Below are 14,123 nucleotides of genomic sequence, written 5' to 3' on the forward strand. Positions count from 1 at the left end.
AAATTTATTAACGGCTATTATTATACCCTAAGATAGTTATATCAATCACTTTGATTACCATCTAATAATATTACTAGTTCTTTAAATTTCTAAATCAAATGTACTTATATAAAGATAGTTTATAATTTTTTATAGATCCTCATTGCAAATATATAAGCAACAACTATTATTGCTATACACCAAGCAAGTGCAACCCAGATACCATTTCCTACTGGTTGATTTGCTAATAAATTACGAATAGCTTCTACTATAGGAGTTACAGGTTGATTTTCTGCAAAAGCACGTACTGCTGAAGGCATAGTATCTGTTGGTACAAAGGCAGAACTTATAAACGGCAAAAATATTATTGGATAAGAGAATGCGCCTGCACCATCTGGTGTTTTAGCTGCAAGCCCAGCTATTACAGCAATCCAAGTTAAAGCAAGTGTAAATATCCCAAGAATTCCGAATACCGCTAACCATTCTAAGATTCCTGCTGAAGAACGGAAGCCTATTAATAATGCAACAAGTATAATCACTACTACAGAAATTCCATTAGAAATTAACGAGGTTAATACATGCCCCCATAATACTGTAGAACGAGCGATAGGCATAGAGTGAAAACGTTCAAAGATACCACGTTCTTTATCTATAAACAAACGGTAAGCTACATATGCAATCCCACTACCAATAGTCATTAACATTACACCTGGTAATAGATAATTAACATAATTTTCTGTACCTGTTTCTATTGCACCACCAAATACATAAACGAATAATAACATCATCGCAATTGGTGTGATACTAACTGTAATAATTGTATCCATACTTCTAAAAATATGACGCATAGAACGTTCAAACATAACACTCATATCTTTGAAAAAATATTTATTTGTAGCTTCCATTTATTTCTCCTCCCCTTTCCCAATAATTGTTAGAAATATTTCTTCTAATGTAGGTTGTTTTTCAACATATTCAACTTTTGCAGGTGGGAATAATTTTTTCAATCCTTCTAATGTATCTAGAGCAATGATTTTTCCTCCATGAAGAATAGCTATTTTATCTGCAAGTTGTTCTGCTTCCTCTAAATATTGAGTCGTCAAGAATACTGTAGTTCCCGCAGTTGATAGCTCTTTTACAATTTTCCAAACTTCTATACGTGCCTCTGGATCTAGACCTGTTGTTGGCTCATCTAGGAAAATAATCTTTGGATTTCCCACAAGGCTCATTGCAATATCAATTCTTCTCTTCATACCTCCAGAGTAAGTACCAACTCTCCTGTCTGCAGCATCTGCCATTCCAAAACGATTAATTAACTCATCTGCTACTTTATTTGGATTTTTAAGATGTCTAAGTTTTGCTATCATTTGAAGATTTTCACGTCCAGTCAAAATTTCATCAATAGCAGCAAACTGACCAGTAAGACTGATAGAACTTCTAATCTCCCCTGGATTTTTTTCAATATCAAAACCATTAATCACAACACTTCCAACATCTGCTTTAAGTAAAGTAGCCATGATCCTAATAATCGTTGTTTTCCCTGCTCCATTGGAACCTAGTAAAGCAAAGATACCTCCTTGCTCTACTTCAAAATCTACTCCTTTGAGTACCTCTATATCTTTGTATGATTTCTTTACACCTTTAATTTGTATGATATTTTTTTTCATTTTCACATCCCCCTCCACAATATATCCTCTTACTCAATCTACATATTAAACAGCTCTATTTATCATTATTTGTTCCGATTTTATTCAACATGTTTCGGTTTAATTTTTCACGATAGTTATCGGTCCACTTTTTCGTGTCACGTATAAACTCGTCGCAAAAGCCAGCAACATCTTTTCCTGTCACTTCAAGAACATGCTTTCCATCTTCTGCGCTAGTTTCAAACAACTCTATCAATTCCTGCTGAGTTTTCAACATATCAGAACCGTCTCCTCCTGCGAAACTCCACATGTATTTATGCATTTTTTTAAATACAAACCTATAATCTTCTGGCAATGCTTCTACCCTTGCCATTTGCTCTTTATACTCTTTTTTGTCACCAATGATTTTTTGAATAAATTTTATCATTATTATCGTCCCTCCTTATTAAACTTTTCCATAATCTCTTTATTTAGTTTTTCTCGTAATGTTTCAGAATCGGTAGTATAGGCACTCATAAATTCATCACAAAACTTACCTACATCACTTCCAATGACATCAATAACCTGTCTTCCATCTGCTACGCTAACTTCAAATAAATCTACTAAATCCTTAAACATGGTCATATCCGTAAATATTGTTATGTCACCACCAGGTGCGCCAACGCTATACATATACTTTTGAATTTTTTTAAATGCAAAGTTATAATCTTCTGGTAGTGCATCAACCCTCTTCATCATTTGTTTATATTCACGCTTCTCATTTAAGTCCCCTATTATAAATTTTATAAAATTATCAATCATTTTTTCTTTCCTCCTTTAATTGGTTTATTTTCGTAGAAACAAATTCCCATTTATCCCAGAACTTCCTCAATTCCTCACGCCCCGCATCATTGAGGGTGAAAAACTTTCGTGGCGGTCCCATATCTGATTTCTTTTTTGTAATTTCTACCAATTTGTTTTTCTCAAGTCGCATCAAGATGGTATAAACTGTTCCGTCTACAACATCTGAAAATCCAAGCTCATTCAGCCTCTTGGTAATCTCGTAACCATATGTTTCCTCATGACTAATGATTTCAAGAACACAGCCTTCCAGTACACCTTTTAACATTTCTGTTATATTTTCCAAATGATTCACCTCTTCACTATCTAGTATTACTGGTATTCAGTATTACTTACTACCACTATATAGTATCACTAAATAGTGGTAGTGTCAATATTGATATATATTTTTTTTTGCATTTATTTTGACCAATGCAATTTAAAATAATACTAAAGATGAGAACAATCAACTTATACTATAAGTAAATGACATACTTTTCTATCTCAAACACAATTGTTTAAATATTTGTATAAAAAAAGAAGTGTAATGCATACACTTCTTTTACTAAAAATTGATTTTTCACCTGTTAAGTGAGCCCGATAACATAATCTATATATGAAATCAGTGTTTCCTCGTTTTTAATTATTATTTTCGCAAAATCTTTTCCATCGCTTTTCCTTTTGCTAACTCATCAATCAGCTTATCCAGGTAGCGAATTTCCTGCATAGTTGGTTCTTCGACGTCTTCCACTCGGATACCGCAAACCACACCTTTGATCAAAGCCCTCGAAGGATTCAGTTGGGGAGCTTGCTCAAAGAAGGTCTCAAAGTCTGTCTGTTTTTCTAGTTGGGCTTCTAACTCTTCCTGGTTATATCCTGTTAACCAACGGATAATTACATCGACTTCTGTTTTTGTACGTCCTTTTTTCTCCGCCTTTGTAACATAAAGGGGATAGACATTTGCTACACTCATTGTATATATGTTATGTTTGGTCATAATACATCCTCGCTTATATGTTTTTTTATTATATCACGAAAAATAATATATCAAAATAATTTTGAGTGAATTTAAAACTATACTGCTTATAGTCATAAGCATGCTACATGTCAATCCTATACACTAGTTGATATGCCTATCATATAGTAAAAACTATCGTTATTTATGATACGGTTCCCCGCTGCATCTCTAAATGATATTTTATTTTATATTACCCTGAAACCGCTTCATAACCCCATTTTCCATAAGGTCGTGCATTAATGAAACTAAATCTTCTGCAGGCAATATTTTATCCTCCATGAACCAGTAGCTCATTATGCCTATCATAGCGGAAAGAACAAACTCTAAAATAAAGTCAAATTCTATAGGATTTATATTATAGTTTTCAAGGAATGCTTGCTTAATTACAGGCTTTGTTGAATTTTTCAGCTTTCTTGCAAATGCAGGGTCACCCTTATCGCTAAGTAGGACAGAATAATATTTGCTGTTCTGCTCATATAGAGTCATAAACATATCAAGAGGCATCCCAGTATTTTTATTTGCAATAGAAATTGGAGGCAATTCGTGAATTGCTGGTATGAGGGATTCCTCAAGCTTCTCAAGCACATCATAAACACTCGTAAAATATTCGTAGAAAGTCCCCCTGTTATAGCCTGCTTTCTGTGTTATTTCCTTTACAGTTATTTTCTCAATTCTCTTCTCGCAATATAAGGCCCAGAATGCATCAACTAAGTTCTGCCTGGTCTGTGCCGTTACTTCCGGTTGCTTTTTCATTTTCACACTCCTGTTCTCTTTTCCCCATACCTATTAAAATCCGACATTCAGCATGTGATTGTCGGTTGATGGATGATTGAAACGCAATTATACTATGAATATACAACAGGCTGTCGGATAATACAAGGAGGAATGATATATGATTACAATACTTTGTTCAGGTTCAAGAGGAGATTTTCAACCGTACATTGCTCTGGCGCAGGAGCTTAAAAAATCAGGAAAAGCTGTTCGTATTGCTGGTATGAGAGAGTTTGAAGCCTTTGTTAAAAGCTATGGCATAGATTTTTATCCAATACAGGCAGATTTCAAATCCCTTAATGTTGACGAGAATATGCTTAAGGAAGCCCAATCAGCAGACAACCCGTTAAAGATGCTTCTAACCTTCAACAAAATGAAAAAGTATGGTTTAACCATAGCCAATGAATTCTATGCTGCCTGCGAAGGAAGCGAATTAGTTATTTATCACCCCGGCTGCACCATAGGGTATTTTGCAGCTGAAAGGCTTGGTATACCTGCTGTTTTGGCTTCTCCCTTCCCAATGCACAAAACAAAGGAGCAGACCTCTATAATTCAGTATGGAAGAGTTAAGTCCACCCCATTTAAAAATATAATTAGCTACCATATGCTTCAAGGCATGCTTTGGCTGGCATCAAACAATTCAGTGAAATACCTTTGGAAGAAAGAATTCGGTAGCCTTCCAAAAAACTTTGGTAAGCCTTATGAACGTCATACAGACAAAAGACAACCTGCTGTAATATCTTGTAGCAACTTTGTTTTTAAAAGACCAAATGACTGGAATGAGAATATACATCAATATGGATATTGGTTCGTAAAGGAGCAAACTGGATATACCCCGTCAAAGGAACTAGATGATTTTTTAAATTCTAGTGAAAAGCCTATTTATATCGGATTTGGAAGTGTATTTCATAAGGATCAGAAAGAAACTTTATCCAAGCTGATTATAGATGCTCTTTCAAAAGCTAACAGACGGGGAATAATCTGTGGAATGGGCAAGATTGACAATCTACCAAGCAATATAATAACCATAGACAGCATACCTCACACCTGGCTTTTTGAGAGAGTGGCGGCAGTATGCCATCACGGAGGGGCAGGAACTACCTCTGCAAGCTTTGCAGCTGGTGTTCCAAGCGTTATTATACCTTTTGCCAACGACCAGCACGCCTGGGCTCATAGAGCTTATGACCTTAAAGTCAGTTCAAAACCTATTCCTATAAAGAAGTTAACTTCCGATAATCTTGCTGAAGCTATTAAATATGCCCTTCAGGATGAAACTGTTCTGAATGCAAAGAAGCTGGCAACAGACATATCTACTGAAAATGGTGCTAGAGATTGTGCAAAAGTTATTGTAGACAGTCTAAGGAGGTAATTCAATGAGAAAGCTTGATAAATGGCAGAAATCTTTCTTTACAATGTATATAGGCCAGGCATTTTCACTTTTAAGCTCCAGTGCTGTACAGTTTTCAATCATTTGGTGGATTACTGTACAAACAGGCTCTGCCATTGCCCTTACAGTTGCAAGCGTAGTGGGCCTATTACCTCAGGCTGTAATTGGACCCTTTGCAGGAATTTGGATAGACAGATACAACCGTAAAACTATAATGATAATTGCTGACAGCGCCGTAGCAGTATCCAGCCTTGTTCTAGGACTATCCTTTTTTTTCACTTCACCGTCTTTGACATTCATTTACTTCATTTTGTTTATCAGAGCACTAGGAGAAACCTTTCACAAGCCAGCAATGCAGGCAGCTATTCCTCAGCTTGTGCCTGAAAGCCAGCTTACTAAAGCTGGAGGTCTTGGACAAATGGTTCAGTCAGCCTGCTCTATGGTTGGGCCTATGCTTGGTGCCTTTTTAATGAGCGTCACAACTCTTCAGTATACAATGGCTGTTGACGTATTAGGAGCTATATTAGCTGTGCTGACACTTTCCTCAGTTAAAATAGCTAAGTATACTGTGACTTCAGCCAAGTTAAACGTTATAGCTGATATGAAGCAAGGCATAAGGGCCATAAAAGCAAATAAAGCTCTAGTGAGAGTATCTATTCCAATACTTCTTTCAACTATTGTTTTTGTACCTATGGGTACACTATTACCTTTAATCGTTAAAGAATATTTCCATGGTACCGCCTGGCACAATGGAATTGTGCAGACTCTCTTTTCTAGTGGAATGCTTATAGCTGCTATGATAATAAGTATAACAGGAGGGATGAGAAAACAGTTTTTCATGATTTCTGTGGGAGTATTTATATTAGGAGTTTGCTCCCTAGTTGGAGGAATACTTCCTTCCAGTACCTTTTGGATATTCTGTATAGTTGTTTTCATAATGGGTACAACTAGCATGTTCTCTAACATCCCCTTCACCGCTTATATACAGAAAACAATACCCCAGGAAAACTTGGGTAAAGTTATTTCCCTTGTAACCAGTGTGATGAGCTTTGCAGCTCCCGTAGGAATGTTTATAGCAGGGCCTGTATCTAGTTTAATAGGCATAAATAGCTGGATGATATGTGCAGGAGTGCTTATGCTTATAGTTGGAGTTCTCTGTTATTTACTCACAAGAAAATATGATGAAATAGCTTTCGATGAGGTGGTTTTAAGTGAATAGAATTTTCAAAAGGATTCTGTTGCCCCCTATGGTAGCTCTCTATATATTAGGTTCAGCTTATACTTGCACTGCCTATCATAAACAAAATAAAAATTGCTAATTTCAGAAAATAGAAAATACCTCGCAAGATGTGCTGAACTTTTAAGCAGGCTTTTCTTGTGAGGTACTTGGAGCCTATATTGTAGTAATCCTTTGAAATATACAACATACCTGAACCCATTTATAGATGCAGTACATTTAGATATATTAATAATTGGAAACTAATGTTAGAAAACCGCAGTTACTTATGGTACGGTTCTTCGTGCCTTACTCTACGGAGCGTAATTTCTTTATTTCATAATTACTTATCTAGACATGTAAATGTCTTGGATTTGCTACGAAAAAATCCAATTTTAAATAATTGAAATTAGCCTTAAAAAGTGTTATGCTATCAAAAGAAATCAAAAAATGTCGTTACTATATACTATCAATTACAAAATTGAGATTGATTATATATTAAAGAACTTATTTTTATAGGCTCTTTTTATATCTTATGGAGCTACAGACCTTTAGGTCGTTGGCGACGTGAAGTGATTCTCTGACACGCCGCTCAAGCAAAGGAAATTTTTTTAAATGATAAAGAGAGGTAATTATATGATAAAATTTGACAACTTGTCCTACTCATTTCCGCAAAAAAATCTATATAATAAGGTTTCATTTACATTAGAAGATGGTCAACATTGTGCTTTTATAGGAGCAAGCGGTAGCGGAAAAAGTACACTTATCGATATAATAATGGATCCAGAAAGATATATGTTTGATGGTAAGTTAGAAATGAATCCAAATTTAAGAATTGGGTATGTAAGTCAGTTCTCACAACTAGACAAAATAAAAGAAACTACAGTTTTCGAATATATAGCTGATCAATTTATCAAGCTACAAGATGAAATAGCATCTATTTGCAGTGAAATGGAAACATCTTCTGATATTGATGCTTTACTAGAAAAGTACCAAGAAGCTTTAGATGCATTTGATGCAATTGATGGTGATGATTATGAAAGCAACATTAATAAGAAACTAAATCTTGCAGATTTAACTAAGCATAAAGATAGAATGATCTCTGAACTTAGTGGTGGAGAATTTAAACTTATTCAAGTTATTAAGGAAATGCTTAATAACCCAGATTTAATGATTATGGATGAGCCAGATGTGTTCTTAGATTTTGAGAACCTTAACGCTCTTAAAAATTTAATTAATTCTCATAAGAAAACAATTTTAGTTATTACACACAACCGATATTTATTAAATCATTGTTTTAATAAAATTATCCATCTTGAGAATACAGAGCTACAAGAATTTGATGGCAGATATATTGATTACAACTTCTCTCTTCTTCAAACTAAAATCGAGTTACAAGAAATGGCTATTGTTGATGAAGAAGAAATTGCGAGAAATGAAGCTTTAATCGAAATATTAAGAGAGAAAGCAACCTATAATGCTGAAGCTTCTAGAGGTAGAGCTCTAAGAGCTAGAGTTAAAATCCAAGAAAGATTAGAAGCCAAAAGAATTAAAGCACCATTTGTAGATATTAAACAACCGTATATCAATTTAGATACAAATAATGAAATTGAAGAAACTATTGCTTTAAAGGCTTGTGATTTTGGTATATCATTTGATGAAGTTCTTTTAGAAAATGTTAACTTCGAGATAAAATCTACTGATAAAGTAGCTATTGTTGGTACAAACGGTGTAGGAAAAACTACTTTATTAAAAGAAATATTTAAAAATAATAATAACTCTATTGAAATAAATGAAAACATTAATCTAGCTTACTTATCTCAAATGCAAAGTGAAGTAATAAATGAGTCTAATACAATACTTCAAGAGTTCTATGATGTTGGATTTGAGACTTATGGTGAAATTAGAAGGTATGTTGGAAGATATGGTTTTGATTCAGATATACTTACACAAAAGATTGAATCTTTATCTGGTGGAGAAAAAAATATACTTCAATTGGCGAAGGTTTCTGCTAGTAAATCAAATATGTTACTAATGGATGAGCCTACAAGCCACTTAGATATTTATTCTCAAATGGCTCTAGAAAAAGCCATAGCAGATTACAAAGGTGCTATTTTAATGATTTCTCATGATTATCATTTTATAGTTAACTGTGCTGATTATGTTTTACTTATTGAAGATAAGACAATTAGAAAAATGAGCATGCGTAAATTTAGAAAGATGATTTATGCTAATCATTTTGATAAAGACTATCTGCAAATTGAAGAAAAGAAAAAATCAGTTGAAATGGAAATAGCTTCCGCTTTAAAGGATACTGATTTTGAACGTGCAAAAACTTTATCTAAAAAGTTAGAAGAGTTAATTAAATCACTTTAAATAAATAACCCCCTTAGAATTGACAGATTTGTCAATTTTAAGGGGTTCTTTTGTAAAGAAAAATAAGTACCTTTCGAATAGGTACTTATTTTATCTCATAAATTAAAATCTATAGCTCACTAAATTATACAAGTCCTAGCTCCGTTATTTATGATACGGTTCACCGTTTCTACTCTATCGGAGGTTTTTTAACACAAACTTAATATAAATTATCTATTTGGATTAAGTTTTGGAGTCTAATGTTTTTCCATGTTTAAAAAGAGCTAACTCTTCTTTGGAATAACATGGATCAAATTTATCTTTATACAAATCAATTATTTCTACCTCTTGTTTTTTATCTTCAAGATATTTAACAATCGTTTGAAATATTGCATGGTTAAAACTCTTTTCATATGGATGACAATAAATTACCAATGTTCGACTCAAATATTTCTTCTTTTATAACATCTATATATCCTTTTTTCATAGTGCTCCGATATTGCGGTTTACTGTAGTTTAATCTAGTAAATGCTAAGACTTGCTTACTGGAACATTTCCGTAATAGCATTTAAGCGGTCCCCTTTCCACGCCAATTATACAAAAATTGCATTGTATACATTTTGACTGTGTCTGTTTTCCTGTTTTGAACTTATTCACCAAATCGGATTCAATTATAAATGGCCTTGACATGGATACTACATCACATTTAACATTATTAATTACGTCTTCTATTTCTTCTAATTTCGTTATTCCTCCTACTACAATAACTGGAATATTTACAGCTTTCTTGATTGACATGGCTGCTTCCAAATTATATAAGTTTTTCGGTTGAGGTTGAGGTACCGCTTTTTTTGCTACTATACCAACGGAACTTTTTATAAATTCTGGCATTTTATTTAGCTTCTTATTTTGAGCTATTATCATTTTCCACGGCACCTGTCCGCGCATTGTCGCCAACCCAGCTTTTAGTGTTCCATTCGAAACTTCAATTCCGTCACATCCCACCTGTTCGAATAATTTAGCAATTTTTACAGACTCTTCAACTGTCATACCATTTTTTAATGTTTCATATCCATTTACTTTTACGATGATCGGGTAATCTCCCACTTCCTTTCTAGCCTTTTCAAATATCATTTTAAGAATTCTAAATCTGTTTTCTGTACTTCCTCCCCACTCATCTTTTCTAATGTTCATTCTTGGCGATACAAATTCTGAAAGTAAGTATCCATGTGCTACATGAATTTGTACACCATCAAAACCTACTTCTTTTGCATTTTTTATTCCTTGAACAAACGCTTCTATTACTTCTAAAATTTCGGCTTTAGTCATTTCTCTTGCTTTATAGTCAGATATTTTAGAAGGTGCAACAATCGGCATATGGGCACTTTCTTCTTTTGACTGACCGCCACAATGATTAAGTTGTGCAATAATTGGGGTTCCCATTTCATGCATTCTCTTCGTTAATTCTTTGAAGGTCTCAATATTTTCAGCTTTATTAATCATAGCCATATTATCTGAAGCCTTTCCTTGCTGATCCACTCCAATAAATCCAGTAATAATTCCACCAACCTCTCCTTTAGCTAAAGTTTCGTATTTTTTAAGTAATTGCTCTTTAGGCTTGCCATTTTCATCACTCATTCCTTCAAAAGTTGCCGATCTAATAATTCGGTTACGAAATGTTATACCTGCCAATTCAAATGGCTCAAATACCTTATTTCCTGCTAATTTTGTTTGGTCAAATACTGTTTTCATTAAACTCGCTCCTTCTCATAATTTTTTTGTTTTTCATTAATATAGGTATCAATATACCCTTTGTCCGAGTCAGCATTTTATCACCGGGTTTGCTAGCTAGTTTTAAAATTGATTAATTACTTTTTCATAAAAATCAATTCTTTCTTTATTAACGATTTGCATAGTGATTTTACTTGCTTAATTGTGCAATAGGATTTTCAAAGGAGATAAGCACATTTTCAGGAATGTTCATTCTAGTTAATGTAAAAAAATTTCAACTCCCATAAGAATGTTTTTGGGAATGTTCATTCTAATTAGTGTAAAAAAAATTATTTATCCAACAGATCCAAGAAAAAGTTTGCTATACGATGCATTTTTTCTTTGCTCGCTGAGGTTCTTACAAGTACACGAATTCCAAGCAAAGTATTTTGCAAGATTTCTGATAAAACTTCAGCATCATAATCACAGGAAAATTCACCTGTTTGCTGGCCTTTGCGAATAAGATCCGCAAGAAATTGCTCTGTCTGCATAAATGCTGCTTCTGTCTTTTTTCCTACCTCTTCATCCCAGAGAGCCATCTCAGTTGCTGAGTTTACAATTAAGCACCCCCATGGTTTATTGCCGTATCCTTCTATCATAAAATCAAAGATAAATTGTATCGCTTGTTTTGCCGTTTCTGCGTGTGAAATCCCAGCTTGTAGTTTGTCTTTTATTAATTCTTCGTAACAATCTATCGTTTTTAAAAATAATGTATGCTTATCACCGAAGGTATCATATAAACTTCTACGATGTATTCCCATACGCTCTACAAGGTCGCTAATAGATGTCTTTTCATAACCTTGTTCCCAAAATAATTCCATTGCCTTCTGGAGAACTACATTTTCCTCAAATTCTTTGCTTCTTCCCATCACTTTCCCTCCTTGATAATATCATAATAACTTTTTGAGAACGAACGGTCAAGAATTATTTTCATATTCCTTCAATGTCTATATTTTCGTTTAAAAATCAGAACAAAAAACGGGTATTTTTTAGCCTTTTGGGGCCCGTTTTATGTTGCAAAACCACAACATTTTGAGGTTAAAGCATCTTATTAATCCTTCTGGCCACATTTTGCCATCAGAATTATCATCTCCACCCGGGGAATGTATGATGAAACATATCTTAAACAATTCACCTACCTCTGGTACAGTTCACTTAGCATCTTTTAACATTTCTTTTAATACGAGCCTAGCATTTATACATTTACCACTAATACCTTTATCTGAATAACATTTATTCGTGACCTTCTATAGCGGACCTATTTAATTATATAAAAACTAAAAAACAGACTCAGCACTTCTAAGTGCTAAATCTGTTTTGAATAGGTACAAATCTATTTATTTTATAAAATCAACTGCGCTCTTACCTGCTATTCTACCGAATATAGTTATATCAGCTACAGCATTTCCGCCTAGTCTATTACCTCCGTGTACACCGCCAGTAACCTCTCCTGCAGCAAATAAGCCTTCTACTATTTCACCTGAATTATTTAAAACTTCTGCTTTTGTATTTATCTTAATTCCACCCATAGTGTGGTGAATTGCTGGTTTAACTTCCGCTACATAGAAAGGACCTTTATTTAATTCTCCAGCTAAGACTCTTCTACCAAATTCCTTATCATTCTTATCCTTAAAATAACTATTATACGTTTTTACAGTTTTTTCTAGTTCCTCTGCACTGACACCTACTTTTTCTGCTAGTTCCTTTAAAGATGCTGCTTCTGTTATTAATCCGGCATCTTTATACTTCTTAATAGCAGCTAATCTACTAACTACTCCTGAATCTAGTACTAAGAAAGCTTTTTTATCTTCTTGACTTAAAATTGCTTTAGACACAGTATCACGAGTTTCAAGTTCGTTTATAAATCTTTTTCCTGCCTTATTAACAAGTATAGCACCTTCTCCTCTTACTCCTTCTGAAATTAATTCATTCCCTACCGCAGTTGGATGAATTTGAATTTGTTCCATATCAACTAAATCTACATCTAGTTTTTCAACCATTTTAAAAGCATCACCAGTAGCACCTGGTTGATTTGTTGTACTAAAGTCTTTTAATTCTGGCTTATATTTAGTAACTAGTTCTTTATTAGCTCCAAAACCTCCACTTGCAATAATAACTGCCTTTGCATTTATTTTATATTGTTGTCCCTGTGAATTTTCTACCTTTATACCACTTACCTTGTTTCCCTCTGAAAGTATTTCTACTGCTTTTGTGTTTACTCTAACATCGATTCCTAACTTATCAATATTTTCTTCAAAAATACTAATAAGATAACTTCCTATAGGTGCTCCGTCTTTTGTTGTATGAATTCTATCAACACTCTGTCCACCAGATCTTGATATTTTTGATAAATCTGCTCCCAACCCCTCAAGCCAATATATAGCTTCTGCTGACTGCTCTGTAAGTGTTTTTAATAATTCAGGATCGTTTAAATTATGTCCGCCTTTCATTGTATCTTGATAAAAAAGCTCTGGAGTATCTTTTATTCCCTCAGCTTCTTGATATTTTGTTCCTGCAGCATTCATTCCACCTGTAGCATAATTTGTATTTCCACCCATAAAGGAATTTTTCTCAACTACTATTACTTCTTTACCTTCTTTAGTAGCTTCAATTGCAGCTGTAAGACCAGCTCCACCTGCTCCTATTATTACAATATCGGTAGATGTATCTTCTGCCTTATCACTTACCTTTGAAGTAGCTTTTGCTGCTAATATAATACCAGATTTTTCTATAGCATCCTTAACTGCTTCAATTATAGCATTTGATGTAAGGGTTGCACCTGAAATGACATCTACGTCTGCTGTATTAGCATTTATCATATCTTTTGGCAGTTGTTCAAAGATACTTTTTGTGAAATCAGATTCATGACTTTCTATAGCCTCGATTTTTTTAATTTTAGCATCTTCAATTGTAACTTCCATTTTAATTTTTCCACTTTTACCCTTAGCCTCTCCTATAAAAACTCCGCTATTCTCATTACTTGCAGTTGATTGACACCCTACCATTAGCAATATCATTACTAATGAAAGATATGTAGCTATAATTCTTTTAAAGTTTTTCATTGCCTTTTTCTCCTATCTTGTTTATTATTTAACTTACTCTAAGGTAGATTATAATAACCAAATCTTAAAATATTCTTAGTAAATCTTAAAATTTATTAAG

The 14,123-nt window shown here is 33.8% G+C and carries 14 protein-coding genes; 3 read left to right on the forward strand and 11 right to left on the reverse strand.

Annotated elements, in window-relative coordinates; all coding sequences use genetic code 11:
• Positions 1-119 precede the first annotated feature (119 nt).
• From ACUSRV_RS12255 to ACUSRV_RS12285, 7 genes are all read right to left on the reverse strand, one after another.
• Positions 120-884, reverse strand: coding sequence for an ABC transporter permease (locus ACUSRV_RS12255; protein ID WP_490142254.1), 765 nt, complete (start codon positions 882-884; stop codon positions 120-122).
• The gene (locus tag ACUSRV_RS12260; RefSeq protein WP_490142255.1) at positions 885-1,646 is read right to left on the reverse strand and encodes an ABC transporter ATP-binding protein; all 762 of its coding nucleotides are present in this window, start codon (positions 1,644-1,646) and stop codon (positions 885-887) included. It abuts the gene before it with no gap.
• Between the two features lie 55 nt (positions 1,647-1,701).
• On the reverse strand, positions 1,702-2,052 hold the full coding sequence (locus ACUSRV_RS12265; RefSeq protein ID WP_490142256.1) for a DUF1048 domain-containing protein: 351 nt from the start codon (positions 2,050-2,052) through the stop codon (positions 1,702-1,704).
• Between the two features lie 2 nt (positions 2,053-2,054).
• Positions 2,055-2,426 carry a DUF1048 domain-containing protein gene (locus tag ACUSRV_RS12270; RefSeq protein ID WP_490142257.1) on the reverse strand — a complete coding sequence of 124 codons (372 nt, stop codon included), beginning with the start codon at positions 2,424-2,426 and terminating at the stop codon, positions 2,055-2,057.
• A complete protein-coding gene (locus tag ACUSRV_RS12275) occupies positions 2,419-2,751 on the reverse strand; it encodes a PadR family transcriptional regulator (protein WP_490142258.1) in 333 nt (110 codons plus the stop codon). Before ACUSRV_RS12275 ends, ACUSRV_RS12270 begins: the two co-directional genes overlap by 8 nt.
• A gap of 339 nt (positions 2,752-3,090) precedes the next feature.
• Positions 3,091-3,441, reverse strand: coding sequence for a DUF2200 domain-containing protein (locus tag ACUSRV_RS12280; protein WP_490142259.1), 351 nt, complete (start codon positions 3,439-3,441; stop codon positions 3,091-3,093).
• A gap of 201 nt (positions 3,442-3,642) precedes the next feature.
• Complete coding sequence (locus ACUSRV_RS12285; protein ID WP_490142260.1) at positions 3,643-4,215, reverse strand: TetR/AcrR family transcriptional regulator; 573 nt, start codon at positions 4,213-4,215, stop codon at positions 3,643-3,645.
• A gap of 139 nt (positions 4,216-4,354) precedes the next feature.
• On the opposite strand from ACUSRV_RS12285, the gene ACUSRV_RS12290 reads away from it, so the two are divergent.
• From ACUSRV_RS12290 to ACUSRV_RS12300, 3 genes are all read left to right on the forward strand, one after another.
• The gene (locus ACUSRV_RS12290; RefSeq protein ID WP_490142261.1) at positions 4,355-5,602 is read left to right on the forward strand and encodes a glycosyltransferase; all 1,248 of its coding nucleotides are present in this window, start codon (positions 4,355-4,357) and stop codon (positions 5,600-5,602) included.
• A gap of 4 nt (positions 5,603-5,606) precedes the next feature.
• Positions 5,607-6,839, forward strand: a complete 1,233-nt coding sequence (locus ACUSRV_RS12295; protein WP_490142262.1) for an MFS transporter — start codon at positions 5,607-5,609, stop codon at positions 6,837-6,839.
• A gap of 633 nt (positions 6,840-7,472) precedes the next feature.
• Complete coding sequence (locus ACUSRV_RS12300; RefSeq protein WP_490142263.1) at positions 7,473-9,212, forward strand: ABC-F family ATP-binding cassette domain-containing protein; 1,740 nt, start codon at positions 7,473-7,475, stop codon at positions 9,210-9,212.
• Positions 9,213-9,434: 222 nt separating this feature from the next.
• On the opposite strand, the gene ACUSRV_RS12305 is transcribed toward ACUSRV_RS12300, so the two are convergent.
• From ACUSRV_RS12305 to ACUSRV_RS12320, 4 genes are all read right to left on the reverse strand, one after another.
• Positions 9,435-9,638: an NAD(P)H-dependent oxidoreductase gene (locus ACUSRV_RS12305; RefSeq protein ID WP_490142264.1), complete on the reverse strand. Its 204-nt coding sequence runs from the start codon at positions 9,636-9,638 to the stop codon at positions 9,435-9,437.
• 84 nt (positions 9,639-9,722) lie between these two features.
• Positions 9,723-10,943: an NADH:flavin oxidoreductase gene (locus ACUSRV_RS12310; protein WP_490142265.1), complete on the reverse strand. Its 1,221-nt coding sequence runs from the start codon at positions 10,941-10,943 to the stop codon at positions 9,723-9,725.
• Positions 10,944-11,251: 308 nt separating this feature from the next.
• Positions 11,252-11,830 (reverse strand): TetR/AcrR family transcriptional regulator, encoded by a 579-nt coding sequence (locus tag ACUSRV_RS12315; RefSeq protein WP_490142266.1) that lies wholly within the window; start codon positions 11,828-11,830, stop codon positions 11,252-11,254.
• 468 nt (positions 11,831-12,298) lie between these two features.
• Positions 12,299-14,023 (reverse strand): flavocytochrome c, encoded by a 1,725-nt coding sequence (locus tag ACUSRV_RS12320; RefSeq protein WP_490142267.1) that lies wholly within the window; start codon positions 14,021-14,023, stop codon positions 12,299-12,301.
• Positions 14,024-14,123 lie beyond the last annotated feature (100 nt).

This window comes from Sporacetigenium sp. TC11, assembly GCF_058146105.1.